Below are 17,909 nucleotides of genomic sequence, written 5' to 3'. Positions count from 1 at the left end.
AGACGTACGTTTATAGGTGCGGTCGCCGGCAGGAAGCCGCCGGACCTCACTCCACGAACAGCCCGCGCGCCGCTGCCTGCGTGTCGAACTCCTCCAATCTCGCCTGTGCGTCCGGCAGTTCGTCGCACATCGCCTCCAGCAGCGCCCGGCCGAGCAGCATCGGCCCGCACGCGGTGTCGAAGGCCAGCCCCGTGCCGACCGCGGCCGGCAGCAGCAGGTCGCTGTGCGCGGCGACCGGCGCGAACGCGCTGTCCGCCACGGTCACCACCGTCAGCCCGGCCCCCCGCGCACGGGCCAGCGCCTCGACGACCTCCCGCGGATGCCGGGGCAGCGCGAAGCACAGCAGCGCGCTCGCCCCCGCCCGTACCGCCGCGTCGATACGGTCGGCCAGCATCGTGCCGCCCTCGTCCAGCAGCCGCACGTCCGGATGCACCTTGGCGGCGAAGTACGCGAACCCGCGGGCCTGCGCCCCCGCCGCCCGCAGCCCCAGCACCGGCAGCGGACGCGACCGGGCGAGCAGCGCCCCGGCCCGTACGACCGGCCCGGGATCGGCGAGCGCCGCCGCGAGGTGCTTGAGGTTCTCGATCTCGGCCTGCACCGCCTGCTGGTACTCGTTTCCCCCCGGCTTCCCACCCGGCGCCTCCGGCGCGGCCGGCGCCGGCACCTCCCGCAGATACCGGCGCAGCGCCGGATAGCCGTCGAAGCCGAGCGCCACCGCGAACCTGGTCACCGACGGCTGGCTCACGCCCGCCAGTTCGGCCACCTCCACGCTGGACAGGAACGGCGCGTCCGCCGCCCGCCGCACCAGGCAGTGCGCGATCCGCCGCTGGGTGGGTGTCAGCCGGTGCGCCTCGAAGAGCTTCAGCAACCCGCCGGCGGCGCTGTCGCCCGGCCCCGCGGACCCGCTCTCGGCTCCGGCCGCGCTACTCATCGCCGTCCATCCCAGACCCCGTCCACCGGCTCCTATTCACTCGCCCCCGACTCTGCATGACCGTATGCACCGCGGGCAAGAGCCGCGCCCCCGGCACCCTCAGCCCAGCAGGGCGGCGGCGAGCCCGGCGGCACCCGGCAGCGAGCCGGCGCTCGCACAGCGCCAGTACGGCTCGGCGGACGCGGCATGCGTGCCGTACACCGCCGTCGCCTCGAAGAGCACCGCGAGCAGGCCGGGCACGGATATGACGAGCGCGAGGCTGCCCTGCCACGTGTCGGCGCCGCGTGTCCCCGCGCGGCGGGCGGCCGTGAAGAGCAGCGCGCACACCGCCAGGGCCGCGAGCCCGCACAGCAGCGAGGCGTAGGCCAGCGCGAACTGCTGCCACGGCACCGGCAACCGGTGGCACAGCTCCTCGGCGCGCTTGCCCTGGTGGTCGTCCACCAGGCCCGCCCCTATCAGCAGCAGCACGCCGAGCAGCACCAGCGCGGGCACGCCCAGCACCCGCCGCCGCCACTGCCGCCCCGGCGGGGGCGGCGCCCCTGCCTCCGCGCGACCCGCCGGTCCTTCCGCGGCGCTCCCGCCCGAGGCGAGATCCATCGCGTCACTCATCTCGATCCCCCGCTTCCCCCGTCGGCCTCCTCGCCGATCACCGACTGCTGTCTCAGCGTAACCGAAAGGGCCGGACACGTGATCGACACGTGTCCGGCCCTGTGGATAACTCGGTTTCTGCGAGGAAACCCCAGCTCAGCGCTGCCGGGTGGCGTCCAGCTCCGGATCGCGCGAGCCACCGGGACCGCCGGCACCGCCCGGCCCGTCGGGGCTCCCGGAACCACCCGGACCGCCCGGACCACCGGAAGCACCCGGTCCGCCCAGCGGCCCGGAGCCCGGCAGCTCCTGCTTCGTGCTCCGGTCGGCATGCCCCGGCCACCACGCGGCGTGACCGATCAGCGCCGTGAGGCTCGGCGTGAAGAACATCGCCATCACGAAGGCGGCCATCACGATGCCGAAGGCGACCGCGAAGCCCATCTGGGTGAGGAAGGAGTTCCCGGAGAGCATGAGCGTCCCGAAGGTCGCCGCGAGGATCAGGCCGGCCGCGCCGACCGTGGGACCGGCGTGCTTGAGCGCCTCGGCGGCGGCCTCCCGGGGGTTGCGGCCCTCCTGGGCCTCTTCCCGCAGCCGGGCGATCATCAGGATGTTGTAGTCCGTGCCGATGGCGACGACGAACAGGTACATGATGATCGGCAGCAGGAAGATCAGGCCGTCGCCCCGGCCGAACAGCAGCACCGTCGTGCCCAGGGTCGCACCGAAGCCGAGGCCCACCGAGGCGATCAGGTACCAGGGCGCGACCACGCTGCGCAGCAGCAGGCCCAGGATGACCATGATCAGCACCGCGGCCACCGGGAAGACCGTGCGGTAGTCGTGGTTGACGGCCGCGTTGATGTCCTTGAAGACCGACGACGTGCCGCCGACGAACGCCTCCGTCCCGGCCGGCGCGTTGTCGTGGGCGACCGTACGGATGTCGCTCACCGCGCTGATGGCCTGGTCACTGGCCGCCTCGTACTTCAGCGTCACCGTGAAGTTCGCGGTGGTGCCGGGCTTGTTGAGGTCGGTCTTCTGGTCGAAGGTGACGTCCGCGACCCCGTCGGCGCCGCGCAGCTTGTCCGCGTACGCGGTGAAGTCGGCGGTCGGCAGCGGCTTGCCGTCGGTGCTGTTGAGGTAGACGTTGGTCGGCTCGGCGGCGCCGGCGGAGTAGGCCTTGGTCAGGGTGTCCTGGACGACCATCGACTCCTTGGTCTTCGGGATCGAGCCGGAGGCCAGGTCGTAGGACGCCTTGTAGCCGAGCGTGCCGAGCGCCAGCAGCACCATCACCAGGCCGGAGACCAGCGCGACCATGCCGGACCTGCGGCCGACCACCCGGCCGATCGCGGCGAAGCGGGTGCCCGAGGGCTCCTGCCGCCACTTCTTGCCCGGCGCGAACAGCCAGCGCGGCGGGATCAGCGAGCAGACCGCCGGGAAGAGCGTGAGGCCGGCGATCAGGGTGACCGCGACGAGGATCGCCAGCGCCGGGCCGAGCTGGGTGAGGAAGCCGAGGGTCGACAGCGCCAGCGCGCAGAAGGCGATGATGACCGCGCCCGCCGCGGAGGCGATGGCTTCTCCCACCCGGGTGACGCTGTTGATCATCGCCTGCTTGGGTTCGTCCCCCGCCCGCAGCCGTTCTCGGTAGCGGAACATCAGGAAGAGGAAGTAGTCGGTGCCGACTCCCAGCACCACCACGATCAGCAGGGCCGAGATCGAGCTGTTGGCCTGCAGTCCGAAGATCTTGGTGGCGTACGCGATCAGCGAGTTGGAGGTCGTGAAGACCACGCCGAGCAGCAGCGCGAGCGGCAGGATCGACACCAGCACGGACCGGAAGATGATCGACAGCGTGATGATGATGATCAGGAACGAGCCGATCAGCGCGACCGCGTCCGAGGTCTTGCCGGCGTCCTGCTGGTCGAGGTTCTGCGCGGCCTGGCCGCCGACCTGGACCTTGAGCGACGTGCCCTTGGCCAGCGACGTGGAGTCGTCACGCAGCGCCTTGGCGGCGTCGGCCTGCTTCGGCTGGCCCTGCGACTTCTTGTCCATCTGGACGTAGGCGGTCTCGAACTTGCCGTCCTTGGACGGCGAGCCGGCCACGACCTTCTGGACCTGGTCGATCTTCTTGTCGCCCAGGCCCTTGGTGATGCGGTCGATGTCGCTCTTGTCCGCCGAGGTCAGCTTGCCGCCGTCCTCGCGCTGGTAGAGCACGATGGCAGCCGGGGTGAAGGCCTGGGGAAATGCCTTCTCCTGCAGGTCCATGGCCTTGATGGACTCGTAGCTGCTGGGCAGGAAGCTGCTCTCGTCGCTGTTGGACGGCAGGCTCGGGGCCGTCGCGATGATCGCGACGGCCGCGATCAGCCACGCGACGATCGTCCATACGGGATGGCGGACGACTGTGCGTCCGATGCGGTGGAACATGCGGTGCTGCCTCCATGGCAGGACGTATCACCGCCACCCTTCGGAGCGGAACCGGGGTATCGGCGACCCGGGCGGCCGGGGCGGCCACCCGGTGGGTACGGGCATCGTTGTCTGGATGATGAGCTTACTTGCCGCCCGGCTAGGGGCAAGCCCGGGGTGGAACGCGCCACCCTTCGGGGGAGCACGCCGCTCCGGTCACCTCCGTCCCACCTCTACCCTGGTCAGAGCGGGGGCAGCAACCGCTTTTGCGGCTTGCCCATCGCGTTGCGCGGCAGCTCCGCGAGGAAGCGGACGGTCCGCGGGCGCTTGTGCACCGACAGGCGCGCGGCCACGAAATCCGTCAACTCCGCGGCGGTTACCCCGTCGGCGACGACGTACGCCACGACTTCCTGCCCCAGGTCCGCGTGCGGCGCCCCGACGACGGCGGCCTCCCGGACGCGGGGGTGGTCCAGCAGCGCGTTCTCGACCTCGCCGGCGCCGATGCGGTAGCCGCCGGACTTGATGAGGTCGGTGGAGGCGCGGCCGACGATCCGGTGGGTGCCGTCCTCGTCCACCGCCGCGATGTCGCCGGTGCGGAACCAGCCGTCCTCGGTGTACGAGGCCGCGGTCGCCTCGGGCCGGCCGAGGTAGCCGGCGAAGAGCGTGGGGCCCTGCATCTGGAGCTCGCCGATGCCGTCGGCGGACTCGGCGATCCGGGTGACGATCCCGGGCAGCGGGGTGCCGACCGCGCCGGGGCGGCGCCCGCCGGCGGCCCGCGCGCTGATCGTGATGAGCGTCTCCGTCATGCCGTAGCGCTCCACCGGCTCGTGACCGGTCAGCGCGTGCAGGTCGCGGAAGACCGGCGTGGGCAGCGGCGCGCTGCCCGACACCAGCAGCCGCGCGCCGGACAGCGCCCGGGCCGCGGCCTCGTCGCGCGCCACGCGGTGCCACACGGTGGGCACCCCGAAGTAGAGGCTGCCGCCGGCCGCCGCGTACGCCTGCGGGGTCGGCCGCCCGGTGTGCACCAGCCGGCTGCCGGTGCGCAGCGCGCCCAGCACCCCCAGCACCAGCCCGTGCACATGGAACAGGGGCAGCCCGTGCACCAGGGTGTCCTCCGCCGTCCATTGCCACGCCTGCGCCAGTGCGTCCAGATCCGCCGCGATCGCCTCCCGCGGCACCAGCACGCCCTTGGGCGGCCCGGTCGTCCCCGACGTGTAGAGGACGAGCGCGGCGTTCCGGTACGGCGAGGGGTCCGCGTCCCGGTCCGCGTCCGCGGAGGCGGAGGCAGGGGCAGAGGCGGGAGCAGGGGTAGGGGCGGCCGGGGTGAAGTCGGCGCGCTCGGCGAAGTCCACCGTGACGACCTCGGCGCCGGAGTCGCGCAGGATGTGCTCGCTCTCGGCCGGCCCCGCGTCCGGCGCGAGCGGCACGACCGGCACCCCGGCGAGCAGCCCGCCGACGACCGCGGCGACCGTCTCCAGCGAGGCCGTCGCCCGTACCGCGAAGGCCGGCGCGCCCGCGACCTTGCGGGCGACCGCCCCGGCGGCACCGAGCAGGTCCTCGTAGCTGCTGCTGCGCCCGTCGACGGTCAGCGCGTCCGCCCGGTCCGGGCCGCCCTGAAGGGCGGTCAGCAGCGGTGCGTCGGCCATGCGGGTCTCCTCGGGGACGGCGTGCCCCCGGCCGATCCGGGGGCTAACCCCAGTGTGGCCCACGCGCGGGCCCGCATACCGTGGGCCCATGGACGCCCGCGACCCGGAACTGACCAAGGAACTGTCCGCCACTGTGCAGGCCCGCAAGGACCTGGGGGCGGAGTACGAGTCCGAACTGATCGACTCGTTCATCGAGAAGGTGTCGGAGCGCGTCGACAGCCGCGTCGAGCAGCGGGTGCGCCGCGAACTCGCACAGCAGCAGACGTCGTCCGCCCGCGCCGACCGCCACCCGATCGGGCCGCCGCAGCCCAGCGCGCGCTTCGCCCGCTACGGCTTCGCCGGCTTCTCGCTGATCGTCGCGATCCCGCTGTCGGCCATCGGCGCGGTGAACGCCGGCACCGCGGGCCTGTTCATCACCTGGGCGGGCATAGTCGGCGTCAACCTGGCCCAGGGGCTGAGCCACGCCTGGACGAAGACGACCCGCAACGACATGGACTAGGCGGCGGGAAGGGTGCGCGGGGCGCGGCATATTGCCGCGCCGTGGCCCATTGCCGAGCCTGGGCAATGGGCACACGGATGTCGCGGGGACCGCCGCACCCCCGGAGCGAGTCCGGAGGGCGGGACGACGGCGGTCCCCGCGAGGGACGCGAGCCGGGTCAGGGCCGGGCCTTGCGCGTCCGGGTCACCATGGAGTCCGGGAGCCGCTCCGGAAGTCCTTGGCGCCGTGTGGTGCCGTCCGGGCCGGCGTACCGCCCGCCCTTTCGACATCCCCCAATCTGCCGGACGCGTGTTAAGCCCGTGCTGCGCGGACGTGTCGCGGGTGTACCAGTTCCGCGAATCCCCGCCGCCGGGCCCCACCCGGGCCCCGGGTGGCTCAGGCGCCGCCGTGGGCGGCGAGGAAGGCCAGCAGGTCCTGCCGGCTGACGACGCCGGTCGGCTTGCCCTCGACCAGCACGATCGCGGCGTCCGCCGCCTCCAGCACCGTCATCAGGTCGGCGACCGGCTCACCGGAGCCGACCTGCGGCAGCGGCGGGCACATGTGCTTGTCGAGCGGGTCCTCCAGCGTGGCCTTCTTGGTGAACAGCGCGTGCAGCAGGTCGCGCTCCACGACCGAGCCCACGACCTCGGCGGCCATCACGTCCGGGTGCCCGGCGCCGGGCTTGACGACGGGCATCTGCGACACGCCGTACTCGCGCAGCACGTCGATGGCCTGGCCGACCGTCTCGTCGGGGTGCATGTGCACCAGTTGCGGCAGGTCGCCCTCCTTGTGCGCGAGGACGTCCGCGACGCGCGCCTCGCCCTCCCCCTCGTCGAGGAAGCCGTGCGAGCTCATCCACTCGTCGCTGAAGATCTTCGACATGTAGCCACGCCCGCTGTCGGGCAGCAGCACCACGACCACGTCGTCCGGGCCGAGCCGCTCGGCGACCTTCAGCGCCGCCACGACCGCCATCCCGCACGACCCGCCGACCAGCAGGCCCTCCTCGCGGGCCAGCCGCCGGGTCATCTGGAAGGAGTCCTTGTCGGAGACGGCCACGATCTCGTCGGCGACACCCCGGTCGTACGCCTCGGGCCAGAAGTCCTCGCCGACACCCTCCACCAGGTACGGCCGCCCGGAGCCGCCGCTGTAGACCGAGCCCTCCGGGTCCGCGCCGACCACCTGCACCCGGCCGTCGCTGACCTCCTTGAGGTAGCGCCCGGTGCCGGAAATGGTGCCGCCGGTGCCGACGCCGGCCACGAAGTGGGTGATCCGCCCGTCGGTCTGCTTCCACAGCTCCGGCCCGGTGGACTCGTAATGGGACAGCGGGTTGTTGGGGTTGCTGTACTGGTCCGGCTTCCAGGCGTTGGGCGTCTCGCGCACCAGGCGGTCGGACACGTTGTAGTACGAGTCGGGGTGCTCGGGGTCGACGGCCGTCGGGCACACGACGACCTCGGCGCCGTACGCCCGCAGTACATTGATCTTGTCGGTGGACACCTTGTCGGGGCACACGAAGATGCAGCGGTAGCCCTTGCGCTGGGCGACCAGGGCCAGGCCCACGCCGGTGTTGCCGGAGGTGGGCTCCACGATCGTGCCGCCGGGCTTGAGTTCGCCGCTGCGCTCGGCGGCCTCGATCATGCGCAGGGCGATACGGTCCTTGACCGAGCCGCCGGGGTTGAAGTACTCGACCTTGGCCAGGACGGTAGCCCTGATGCCCTCGGTCACGCTGCCGAGCCTCACCAGCGGGGTGTTGCCGACGAGGCTGATCATCGAGTCGTGAAACTGCACCGTAGTGTCTCCGGGTTCTCCGTGGTGGTGGGGGCCAGCCTAGGGTGCGGGGCCCTCGGGAGGGTGAAACACGGACGTCGCGGGCACCGCCGACGTTGCCGGAGGCGCCGCGTGGGGCACGACGAGAATGTACCGACGAGTGGACAGGAGGTGAGCCGGCTCGATGTCGAGGGCGAGGGTGGCACGGCGGATCGCGACCGCGGCGGCGTTCGGCGGGGGCGGGATCAGCCTGCTGGGCGGGGCGGCGGTCGGTCTGGTGCTGACGGAGGTACGGCTGGCCAAGCGCGTGGTCGGCGGCTCGGGAGACGTGCCGCCGCGGGCCGACGGCCGGTACGGCTCGGCGTTCGCGCGCCTGGCGGGCGAGCCGCCGCTGCGGCTGGTCTTCCTCGGTGACTCCACGGCCGCCGGCCAGGGAGTGCACCGGGCCAGGGAGACCCCGGGGGCGCTGCTCGCCTCGGGCCTGGCGGCGGTCGCGGAGCGGCCGGTGCAGCTGGTCAACGTGGCACAGCCGGGGGCGCAGTCCGACGACCTGCCGCGCCAGGTGGAGCTGGTGCTGGACCCCGTGGCGCCGCCGCCGGACGTCGCGGTGATCATGATCGGCGCCAACGACGTCACCCACCGCATGCCGCCGGCGACCTCGGTACGGCTGCTGTCGGACGCGGTACGGCGGCTGCGCGCGGCGGGCGTGGAGGTGGTCGTGGGCACCTGTCCCGACCTGGGGTCGGTCGAGCCGGTCTACCAGCCGCTGCGCTGGCTGGCCCGCCGGATGAGCCGGCAGCTGGCGGCGGCGCAGACCATCGCCGTGGTGGAGGCGGGCGGGCGCACGGTGTCGCTGGGCGATCTGCTGGGCCCGGAGTTCGAGGCGCGTCCGCGCGAGCTGTTCGGCCCGGACAACTACCACCCGTCGGCGGAGGGCTACGCGACGGCCGCGATGGCGGTGCTGCCGACGCTGTGCGCGGCGCTGGGCCTGTGGCCGCTGGCCGACGAGCGGCCCGACGCGCGCCGCGGCGAGGGCTTCCTGCCGGTGGCGCAGGCCGCCGCGGAGGCGGCAGCCGAGGGCGGTACCGAGGTCACCGCGGCCCGGGACACCGCCACGGGCCCGCGGGGCCGCTGGGCGCTCATCAAGCGGCGCAGGCGGCGGCCCCTGGACGACGGGGAGGGCGCGGCGGTCGCCCCGGGCGGGGCCGGCGAGGAGGAGAGCGCCGCGCACCGGACGGCGTAGCGGCGGCCGGTGTACCGGCGGCCGTGGCGGGGTACGGGCGTACCATCGGAGGGTAAGCAAGCGCTCAGAAAGTAGCCCGCATCACAGCGCCCGCCGCGTGACGCACCGCGCTACGCGCAGGTAACTTTCCAGCGGGTCCCGCCGCCGCAACCCGCCGGCCGGGCCCGCCCGCCGTCCGCAGACCAGCCGCCAGCAGCCAGCAGCCAGCAGCCCGCCGAGGAGTGCCGCGATGCCCGAAGCCGTCATCGTCTCTGCCGCCCGTTCCCCCATCGGACGCGCCTTCAAGGGGTCGCTGAAGGACCTGCGCCCCGACGACCTGGCCGCCACGGTCATCAGGACCGCGCTGGACAAGATCCCGCAGCTCGACCCGCGCGACATCGACGACCTCATGCTGGGCTGCGGCCTGCCCGGCGGCGAGCAGGGCTTCAACCTGGGCCGGGTCGTCGCGGTGCGGATGGGCATGGACCACCTGCCGGGCTGCACCATCACCCGCTACTGCTCCTCGTCGCTGCAGACCACCCGGATGGCGCTGCACGCGATCAGGGCCGGCGAGGGCGACGTGTTCATCTCGGCCGGCGTGGAGATGGTCTCCCGCTTCGTCAAGGGCAACTCCGACACCCTGCCGGACACGGCGAACCCGTTCTTCGACGAGGCCGTCGCGCGCACCGCCGCGCGGGCCGAGACCAGCGGCGCGGACTGGCACGACCCGCGCGAGGACGGCCAGGTGCCGGACGCGTACATCGCGATGGGGCAGACGGCCGAGAACCTGGCGGCGCTCAAGGGCGTGACGCGGCGCGAGCAGGACGAGTTCGGCGTGCGGTCGCAGAACCTGGCCGAGCAGGCGCTCAAGAACGGCTTCTGGGAGCGCGAGATCACCCCCGTGACGCTGCCTGACGGCACCGTGGTGGCCGCGGACGACGGCCCGCGGCCGGGAGTGACCCTGGAGGGCGTCGAGGCGCTCAAGCCGGTCTTCAGGCCCGACGGCACGGTGACCGCCGGGAACTGCTGCCCGCTCAACGACGGTGCCGCCGCACTGGTGGTCATGTCCGACACCAAGGCGCGCGAGCTCGGCGTCACACCGCTGGCCCGGGTCGTGTCCACCGGGGTCTCCGGCCTGTCCCCCGAGATCATGGGCTACGGCCCGGTGGAGGCCTCGCGGCAGGCGCTGCGGCGGGCCGGGATGGCGATCGGCGACATCGACCTGGTCGAGATCAACGAGGCCTTCGCCGCGCAGGTCATCCCGTCCTACCGCGACCTCGGCATCGACCTGGACCGGCTGAACGTGAACGGCGGCGCCATCGCGGTGGGCCACCCCTTCGGGATGACCGGCGCGCGCATCACCGGCACGCTCATCAACAGCCTGCAGTTCCACGACAAGCAGTTCGGCCTGGAGACCATGTGCGTGGGCGGCGGCCAGGGCATGGCCATGGTGCTCGAACGGCTCTCGTGACGCCCCGGCGCCGGCCGGTTTCCTGACGCGCGGTTGTGACGTATGTCGCAACCACATTGCCCCCGGGATGTGGTTTTCTCCCGGGGGCTCTGCATTTACCCAGGTCAGGGCGCCCTCGCGTATTCCCGGCAGACTTCCGTACCCACCCAAGTCATGACTTTCCGTACTGCGGGGGCCAGGGGTTTACCGGCACAGTGATGTGAGGGGAAAGTTTCGTCCACTGCTCTCGTGGGCAATGCTCGGGTCGCGTCAGTCGGGAGAACGTCAGTGAGTGCCAACTTCACCGTCCTGCTGGTCGCCGCAGGTTTCGCCGTGGTGGCCGGTTCCGCCGCCTTCGCCTCCGCCCGCGGTGTGCGGCGCGAACTGGCCGCGCTGCGCGAGGACCTGGCGGGACTGCGCCTCCCGGGCCAGCGCGACGCGTCCGAGCTGCGGGCCGCCGTGGCCGGCGCCCTGGCCGACGAGCGCGAGCGGGAACTGGCCGAGGCCCGTGCCTTCTGGGCCGAGCAGGAGGCCCGCGAGACCGCCGGTGACAGCCCTCTGCTGCGCGGCCTGTACGGCGCCGCCGACGGCCCGCCCGCGGGCGGCGACTACGAGGTGCCGCCCGTGCTGCCCTTCCTGCCCCGGCAGGCCGACTTCGCGGGCCTGGACGCCGCGTACGACGGCCTGGACGCGGGTGTCGAGGCCGGCCGGGAGGGGCGGGAGACCGAGGCCGCCGAGGCGCCCGAGGCGGCGCTGCCCGCGCCCGGCACCATCCCGCACCCGTCCGGCCCGGACTTCGCACCCTCGCCGGTCGTGGCCTCGCCGGACCAGACCGCCGACCGGCTCGCCGACCTCGCCGACGGCCGTATCCCGCTCTCCGACGTCCGGCCCGGTCCGCTGGGCACCCTGGACGTCTACGTCTTCGCCGACGGCACGACGCTGTGCATGACGCCGGGCCACCGCGAAACCGCGCTGCGGCTGTCGGACGCGCTGGACCGCGGTGACGTACCCGTCCTGCGCGGCGGCTCCGCGATAGCCGGGGCGTACGCGCTGACCTTCGCCTTCGGCGAGGAGAGCGTGTACGTGCTGGCCGACCGGGTCGTCGCCTCCCTCTGAGCCGGCGAGCCGCCGAGCCGCCGAGCGCCTGAGCCCGGGCGCCCCGCCGGGCACGCCCCGCCGCGCAGCCCGAAGGCTCGGCCCATGGTTCAGCCGACCGCGCGGGCCGCCTCCGCCACCCGCTGCCGCGCCTCGGCCAGCAGCCCGCGGTCCTCGGCCGCCGCGGCGACCACTTCCCGCCCGGCCAGGGAGAGTTGGTCGCCGACCACGAAGACGCCCTCGTCCGGCATGACATGGGGCTCACGCCCCGGGAATTCCCGCAGTTGGGCCTCGCGGTCCAGCCAGCGGGCCAGTTCGAGCCCGGTGGCCGCCGCACCCGCCTGGAGCCTGCGCTGCGACAGCGACCGCAGCCGCCCGGCCAGGCGCTCCACCGCCGCGCTCAGTTCGTCCTTTTCGGTGCGCTCGGCCATGTCCCGACCCTACCGGGGTACCGGAGTCGGCATCGCACCCGTATCCGGAGCCTCGCGATGGTTGCCAACGCACCACCACTGGGGCACGGTGGGGTGACCGGACCACATACCGGAGGCGCCGATGTCCGCTACGCACTTCTCCGAGGAAACCCACCGGCAACTGCTCGACCGCATCCCGCACTGCACCGGCCGCGAGGTCAGCGAATGGATGAGCGCCCTCGCCGACGGCCCCGCATTCTTCCGCTTCGACGAGAAGGTCAGCTGGCTGCGCAGCGAGCACGACCTCTCCTATGGCCACGCCAAGGCCATCGCCCACGAGTACGACCTGCGCCGGGCCGCGCGCAATCTGCTCTGACCACCGCACCGCCCCGCACGACGCCGACGGGCTGCCGGGAAGCGGTGCTTCCGGGCAGCCCGTCGGCGCATAAGGCGCGTCAGCCGCGGCAGTCGCTCAGTCGCGTCAGTCGCGCAGGATCGCGATCAGCCGCAGCAGCTCCAGGTAGATCCACACCAGCGACAGCGTCAGCCCGAAGGCGGCCAGCCACGACTCCTGGCGCGGGGCCCCGCCCCGGATGCCGTCCTCGACCCGCTTGAAGTCCAGGGAGAGGAAGAACGCGCCGAGCCCGATGCCCAGCAGGCAGAAGACGATGCCGAGGGCGCCGGTGCGCAGGCCCAGGGTGTCGGAGCCGCCGAAGGCGGCGAAGAGCAGGTTGACCACCATCGCCAGCACGAAGCCGATCGCGACGGCCATGCCGATGCGCTGGTAGCGGGCCGTCACCCGGATGATGCGCGCCCGGTAGGCGACGAGCATGCCGGCGAAGACCGCCATCGTGCCCAGCACCGCCTGCACCGGGGCGCCCTGCCACGCCTCGTTGTAGATCCGGCTGAGCACCCCGAGGAAGACGCCCTCGAAGGCGGCGTAGCCGAGGATCAGCGCGGGTACGGGGGTGCGCTTGAACGCCTGCACCATGGCCAGCACGAACGCGATCAGCGCCGCGCCCACTGCCAGGCCGTAGTTGTCGGGCAGTGCGACCCAGCCCAGGACCGCGCCGACGGCCACGGTGGTGAGCGTGATGCCGGTGCGCGTCACGACGTCGTCGATCGTCATCCGGCCGGTCTGCGCGGGACTCGCGGCCGGCGCCGCGTACATCTCCTCCAGTTGCTGGTCGGAGCGGGACCGCGGGTCGTCGTACGGATTGCGCGGCGCCTGCGCGTAGGGGTTGCCGCCGGCGCCGCCGTACGGGGTCCCGCCACGCGCGCCGGCCGTCTCGAAGCCGGCGTAGTCGTTCCCGCGGGTGAACCCCCGCCGGGAGAAGACCGGGTTGCTGCTCCTCATGTCACTCCTCCAAGGCCGCGTGCGCGGCTCTGCGTCAAGAGTAATGGCTTGGCAAAAAACCAGCCTTCCCGCGCACGGCCCGTTCGAACGCGGCGGCGATACGTGGTGGACGGCCGGGCCTGGGCGCGGTATCACTGAGGAGTGCAGACGAACACGCGTTCGAACCCCAGGGAGCAGGCCATGCCACGCCCCGACCACACCCGGGCACTGCACGCGGCCCTGCTCACCGCCGCCCGCGGCCTGCCCGTCATCCCGCTCTCGCGCACCAAGCTGCCCGCGGTGCGCTCCCCGCACCGCGACGAGCCCCGCTCGGCGGGAGTGTGCCGCGGCGAGTGCGGCGGCCCCGGCCACGGCGTCCACGACGCGACGACCGATCCCGCCCGGATACGGGCGCTGTTCGCCGTCGCGCCCTGGGCCACCGGCTACGGGGTGGCCTGCGGCCGGGGGCCGCACCACCTGATCGGGGTGGACCTCGACGTCAAGCACGGGCGGGACGGCGTCGGCGCGCTGCGCTCCCTGGCCGCCGAGCACGGCTTCACGCTGCCGGAGACCGTCACCGTGCTGACCCCCAGCGGCGGGCGGCACCTGTGGATGACGGCGCCGGGGCCGGTGCCCAACTCGGTGGGCCGGCTCGCACCCGGCATCGACATACGCGGCGAGGGCGGCTACGTCGTCGGCCCCGGCTCGCGCACCCTGGCCGGCCGCTACCTGCTCGCGCCCGGCTCCGCCGACGCCCCGCTGGCCGCCGCGCCCGCCGCCCTGCTGCGGCTGGCCGCGCCACCCGTACCGCCCGGGGAGCGGCAGCCCCGGCACGCGGCGGGGCCGCGGCACCCCGCCGAGAAGCGGGCCGCGGCCCTGGTGCGCTTCGTGCTGGATTCACACGAAGGAGAGCGCAACGGACGGCTCTTCTGGGCCGCCTGCCGCGCCTACGACGCCGGTATCGGCGACGCGCTCGCGCCGGCGCTGGTGACGGCGGCGGTGCACACCGGCCTCGGCGAGCGCGAGGCCGCCGCCACGGTCGCCTCGGCCGGCCGGCTGCGCGCCGCCCCGCACCCATGACGGGCCCGGGGCGGCGCACGGCCGGCGCGTCAGGCCAGCACGCGCCGGTGGAGCGCCGTGACCGCCTTGCGGGCCGAGCTGAACGCCCCGTGCTGCCAGGCGTCCATGTAGCTCAGCCAGTCGCCGGCGAAGTAGACGTGGCCGGTGGGCTCGTTGAGCGGCTGGTAGCGGACGTGGTCGGGGCCGCCGGGGGTGCTGTGCCAGGCGGCCTCCTGGTAGGGGAACTGGCGCCAGTGGTGGGAGAAGGACGTGGCCAGTTCGCTGCGGTATTTGTCGCCGTAGATCTTCACGCCCGCGGCCACCGCTCGCACCTCGCGCTCCTTGGGGGTGAGCGGGGCGTAGGAGTCGGCCCTGGAGCCGGTGTTGTAGTAGCCGATGATCAGCCCGCGCTTGCCGTGGAAGCCGTAGGAGGGGTGCCATATGTGCGTGACGTCGAGGTCGGTCTCGGTGATGCCGCCGTAGATGCGGTGGTCGGTCTCCCACCAGCGCGAGCGGTACTCCAGGCCGATCTTGCCCGCGGAGGAGGGCGTGATGGCCTCCAGCGCCGCCTGGACGCCGGTGCCGAGGTTGTGCGGGACCTTGGCGAGGATGTTCGGCGGCATCGCGGCGACGCAGTAGTCGGCGTCGAGGACCTTGGTGCGCCCGCCCTGGGTGTAGGTGACGCGGACGCCGTCGGCCTTGTCGGTGACCTGGGTGACGGCGCAGCCGGTGCGGATCTTGCGGGTGCCGATCGCCTGGGCCAGTGCGTGCGGAATCCGGTCCATACCGCCGACCGGCTGGAACATGAGCATGGCCTGGTCGAATTCGAATTCGAAGGAAAAGTACCGGCCCACTCCGCTGGCGAAGATCTCCGAAGCGGTGGGCACGTCGGACTCGATCACTCCGGGTGTGCCGGCCGCGCCCGGCCACACCGAGTAGCCCCGGCGCGAACTGCCGGTGTATTCCAGGGTCTTTCCGAGGTCCCCGTAGTCCTTGAGGAATTCCGTCAGCCGTTCGCGGTCCTCGGCGGTGAGGGCCTGGTCGAGTGCGCCCTGGTCGGAGGCCTTGGCGAGCAGTTCGGTGACGTAGCCGAAGACGTCGGCCTTGGCGGCGCGGTAGCGCATCGGCGCGGTCATGCCGGCCGACTCGTTGTAGAGGTAGGTGTCGGCGTTGACGTTGGTGAAGACCTCGATGGGCACGCCGAGCTCGCGGCAGTAGTCCAGGGTGATCATCCACTGGGCAATACGCGCCGGCCCGGCGTTCATGTACTGGCCGTCGGAGAAGCGGGCGGTCTGCCGGTGCCCGTAGAGGTCGACGGTGCTGTCGCCGCCCCGGACGGTGAAGTTGCGCCCGCCGGGCCGGTCGCGGGCCTCCAGGACCGTACAGCGGTAGCCCGCCTTGCCGAGTTCGTAGGCGGTGGTGAGGCCGGCTATGCCGCCGCCGAGCACGACCACCGAGGCCGCGGCTCTTCCGGTGAGGCTGAAATCGCCGGGGCGGGGTGACCGGAAGGACGCCTCGTGCGCCGCGGCGGCCTGCGCGGTGGGTGTCAGGCCGAGCGCGCCCATGGTGGCGAGCATGGCGCCGGCTCCGCCCGTGGCGCCCACGGCCCGCAGAAACGCACGTCGATCGAGCTGGGTCATCTGCAAAGTCCCCTTTCGCTGCTGGCGCAGGGGACTTTGACAGTGCGGCGTTACGCGTGATCGTTCCGCGCGTGTCGCGGCAGTAAGGGGAACCTCCGCTTCACCGGCGCGAAAGTTGTTCAGTGACACGCGAGTTGGTGCGCGGAGTGCCCGGAGCCGGACTTGAACCGGCACGCCCACCAGGGGCAGCGAGGTTTAAGCTCGCCGTGTCTGCGTTCCACCATCCGGGCGGGCGGGGCGCAGTGAAAAGGGTATCGGGGACGCCGGATCCGAACAGGGCGCCTAAGTCGTCATGTTGTCTTATTTTAGGCGTTACTGACGGTGCATCACCGGCTCCCGAGGGACACATCGGCAGGACAGGCGACTCCCGGCCCGGTCACGGTTGCCCCGCACAAGTGACGCGAAATCGCCGTCCGCCGCGCGGGCGGAGGCGTCCCGGCGGTGAACGCGCTACGACAGCCAGGCGGTGCGGGTGCGCGGCATGCCCGAGGCCCCGTCAGGGTCCGTACGCACCGCGAGCACCTGGTTGACGCCGATCCGGTTGCGCTCGAAGGACAGCGCGGAGGCCGCCATGTACAGCCGCCAGACCCTGGCCCGGCCCGGTGAGGTGGCGCGGGCCGCCTCCTGCCAGTGGGCCTCCAGATTGGCCACCCAGGCGCGCAGCGTGCGCGCGTAGTGCTCCCGCAGCGCCTCCACGTCCCGCACCTCGAAGCCGGCCTCCTCCAGCCGGGAGACGGTCGCGCCGACCGGGGCGAGCTCGCCGTCGGGGAAGACGTAGCGGTCGATGAACTCGTCGATGCGGTACGCCTCCTCGTCGCGCAGCGGGCGGCGGGCGATCTGGTGGTTGAGCAGCCGGCCGCCGGGCCGCAGCAGCGCGTACAGGGTGCGCGCGTACTCCAGGTACTTCTCGCTGCCGACGTGCTCGGCCATGCCGATCGACGAGACGGCGTCGTACGGGCCGTCGGCGACGTCCCGGTAGTCCTGGACCCGGATGTCGATCCTGTCCGCCAGACCGGCCTCCGCGACCCGTTCACGGGCAAATGCGGCCTGCTCCACCGACAGCGTGATGCCGGTTGCGCGCACCCCGTAGTGCTCGACGGCGTGCAGCACCATCGAGCCCCACCCGCAGCCGACGTCCAGCAGCCGCTGCCCCTCGCGCAGGCCCAGCTTGCGGCACACCAGGTCGAGCTTGGCGGCCTGCGCCTGCTCCAGGGTGGTGCCCTCGTCCGGCCACACCGCGCACGAGTAGACCATGCTCGGGCCGAGCACCAGCGCGTAGAAGTCGTTGCCCACGTCGTAGTGGTGGGCGATCGCGGCCTGGTCGCGGCGCCTGGTGTGCGCGATGCCGGTGCGGCGGCGCACCTCCTCGGGCGGCGGTGCGGGCGGCAGGCCGGGCCCGGCCAGGGACAGGATCTCCCCCGCGAGCCGGTAATTGGCGCGGTCGCGCAGCAGGTCCAGCGCGCGGCGGGCGGCGGCCACGCCGCTGCGGGCGGCCGGGACGTCCGGCTCGCCGCGCTCCCAGACCACGCCGGAGAGCCGGTCCAGGGCGTCGTAGAGGTCGCCGTCGACCGCGAGGTCGCCGGCCACCCAGGCGCGGGTCAGGCCCAGTTCGCCCGGCCGCCACAGCAGCCGGCGCAGGGCGCGCCGATGGCGCAGGACCAGCGTGGGCGCTCCGGCGGGCCCGGCCTCGCTGCCGTCCCAGGCACGCACGCGCAGCGGGAACGGGCGGGAGAGGGCGTGTTCGGCGAGTGCGAGGATGCGAGGAGCCGCGTCAGCCATGCATCTGAGCGTACGACTGAAAATCGCCCTTGGCCCGTAGATTTACCTTGCGCATACACGCACTTCGCCCGGACGGCGGTTGCGGACGGACAAAGACGACGCAAAGGGGCGCCGCACAACGCC

At 73.0% G+C, this 17,909-nt stretch carries 15 protein-coding genes and 1 tRNA gene; 6 read left to right on the top strand and 10 right to left on the bottom strand.

Annotated elements, in window-relative coordinates:
* Nucleotides 1-46: 46 nt before the first annotated feature.
* From HCN08_RS23135 to HCN08_RS23120, 4 genes are all read right to left on the bottom strand, one after another.
* On the bottom strand, nt 47-931 hold the full coding sequence (locus HCN08_RS23135; RefSeq protein ID WP_167985121.1) for a MurR/RpiR family transcriptional regulator: 885 nt from the start codon (nt 929-931) through the stop codon (nt 47-49).
* Between the two features lie 99 nt (nt 932-1,030).
* Nucleotides 1,031-1,540: a hypothetical protein gene (locus HCN08_RS23130; protein ID WP_167985120.1), complete on the bottom strand. Its 510-nt coding sequence runs from the start codon at nt 1,538-1,540 to the stop codon at nt 1,031-1,033.
* A 135-nt stretch (nt 1,541-1,675) separates the two neighbouring features.
* Nucleotides 1,676-3,928 carry an MMPL family transporter gene (locus HCN08_RS23125; RefSeq protein ID WP_167985119.1) on the bottom strand — a complete coding sequence of 751 codons (2,253 nt, stop codon included), beginning with the start codon at nt 3,926-3,928 and terminating at the stop codon, nt 1,676-1,678.
* Nucleotides 3,929-4,149: 221 nt separating this feature from the next.
* Nucleotides 4,150-5,553: an AMP-binding protein gene (locus HCN08_RS23120; RefSeq protein ID WP_167985118.1), complete on the bottom strand. Its 1,404-nt coding sequence runs from the start codon at nt 5,551-5,553 to the stop codon at nt 4,150-4,152.
* Between the two features lie 88 nt (nt 5,554-5,641).
* Here HCN08_RS23120 and HCN08_RS23115 point away from each other — a divergent pair, with 88 nt between their 5' ends.
* Nucleotides 5,642-6,052: a hypothetical protein gene (locus HCN08_RS23115; RefSeq protein ID WP_167985117.1), complete on the top strand. Its 411-nt coding sequence runs from the start codon at nt 5,642-5,644 to the stop codon at nt 6,050-6,052.
* 375 nt (nt 6,053-6,427) lie between these two features.
* On the opposite strand, the gene HCN08_RS23110 is transcribed toward HCN08_RS23115, so the two are convergent.
* Nucleotides 6,428-7,816, bottom strand: coding sequence for a cystathionine beta-synthase (locus HCN08_RS23110; RefSeq protein ID WP_167985116.1), 1,389 nt, complete (start codon nt 7,814-7,816; stop codon nt 6,428-6,430).
* Between the two features lie 163 nt (nt 7,817-7,979).
* Here HCN08_RS23110 and HCN08_RS23105 point away from each other — a divergent pair, with 163 nt between their 5' ends.
* From HCN08_RS23105 to HCN08_RS23095, 3 genes are all read left to right on the top strand, one after another.
* Nucleotides 7,980-9,038, top strand: coding sequence for an SGNH/GDSL hydrolase family protein (locus HCN08_RS23105; RefSeq protein ID WP_206319123.1), 1,059 nt, complete (start codon nt 7,980-7,982; stop codon nt 9,036-9,038).
* A 229-nt stretch (nt 9,039-9,267) separates the two neighbouring features.
* Nucleotides 9,268-10,488, top strand: coding sequence for an acetyl-CoA C-acetyltransferase (locus HCN08_RS23100; protein ID WP_167985115.1), 1,221 nt, complete (start codon nt 9,268-9,270; stop codon nt 10,486-10,488).
* 267 nt (nt 10,489-10,755) lie between these two features.
* Nucleotides 10,756-11,583, top strand: a complete 828-nt coding sequence (locus HCN08_RS23095; RefSeq protein WP_167985114.1) for a serine/threonine-protein kinase — start codon at nt 10,756-10,758, stop codon at nt 11,581-11,583.
* A gap of 89 nt (nt 11,584-11,672) precedes the next feature.
* Here the strand turns inward: HCN08_RS23095 and HCN08_RS23090 are convergent, their stop codons facing one another.
* Entirely contained in the window at nt 11,673-11,993 is a 321-nt protein-coding gene (locus HCN08_RS23090; RefSeq protein ID WP_167985113.1) for a hypothetical protein, read from the bottom strand.
* A 121-nt stretch (nt 11,994-12,114) separates the two neighbouring features.
* Here HCN08_RS23090 and HCN08_RS23085 point away from each other — a divergent pair, with 121 nt between their 5' ends.
* Complete coding sequence (locus HCN08_RS23085) at nt 12,115-12,348, top strand: DUF4287 domain-containing protein (protein WP_167985112.1); 234 nt, start codon at nt 12,115-12,117, stop codon at nt 12,346-12,348.
* 105 nt (nt 12,349-12,453) lie between these two features.
* On the opposite strand, the gene HCN08_RS23080 is transcribed toward HCN08_RS23085, so the two are convergent.
* Nucleotides 12,454-13,329 carry a Bax inhibitor-1/YccA family protein gene (locus HCN08_RS23080; RefSeq protein WP_167985111.1) on the bottom strand — a complete coding sequence of 292 codons (876 nt, stop codon included), beginning with the start codon at nt 13,327-13,329 and terminating at the stop codon, nt 12,454-12,456.
* Nucleotides 13,330-13,509: 180 nt separating this feature from the next.
* Between HCN08_RS23080 and HCN08_RS23075 the strand changes: the two genes are divergently transcribed.
* On the top strand, nt 13,510-14,388 hold the full coding sequence (locus tag HCN08_RS23075; RefSeq protein ID WP_167985110.1) for a bifunctional DNA primase/polymerase: 879 nt from the start codon (nt 13,510-13,512) through the stop codon (nt 14,386-14,388).
* Nucleotides 14,389-14,417: 29 nt separating this feature from the next.
* On the opposite strand, the gene HCN08_RS23070 is transcribed toward HCN08_RS23075, so the two are convergent.
* The 3 genes from HCN08_RS23070 to HCN08_RS23060 form a co-directional block, all read right to left on the bottom strand.
* Nucleotides 14,418-15,944, bottom strand: a complete 1,527-nt coding sequence (locus HCN08_RS23070) for a flavin monoamine oxidase family protein (RefSeq protein ID WP_167985179.1) — start codon at nt 15,942-15,944, stop codon at nt 14,418-14,420.
* Nucleotides 15,945-16,154: 210 nt separating this feature from the next.
* A tRNA-Leu gene (locus HCN08_RS23065) sits at nt 16,155-16,237 on the bottom strand.
* A gap of 220 nt (nt 16,238-16,457) precedes the next feature.
* The gene (locus HCN08_RS23060) at nt 16,458-17,786 is read right to left on the bottom strand and encodes an SAM-dependent methyltransferase (RefSeq protein ID WP_167985109.1); all 1,329 of its coding nucleotides are present in this window, start codon (nt 17,784-17,786) and stop codon (nt 16,458-16,460) included.
* Between the last annotated feature and the right edge of the window lie 123 nt (nt 17,787-17,909).

The organism is Actinacidiphila epipremni (assembly GCF_012034175.1).
Classification (GTDB): Bacteria; Actinomycetota; Actinomycetes; order Streptomycetales; family Streptomycetaceae; genus Actinacidiphila; species Actinacidiphila epipremni.
The sequence above is the reverse complement of the archived record's forward strand: the minus strand, read 5'-3'. Positions and strand labels throughout refer to the sequence as shown.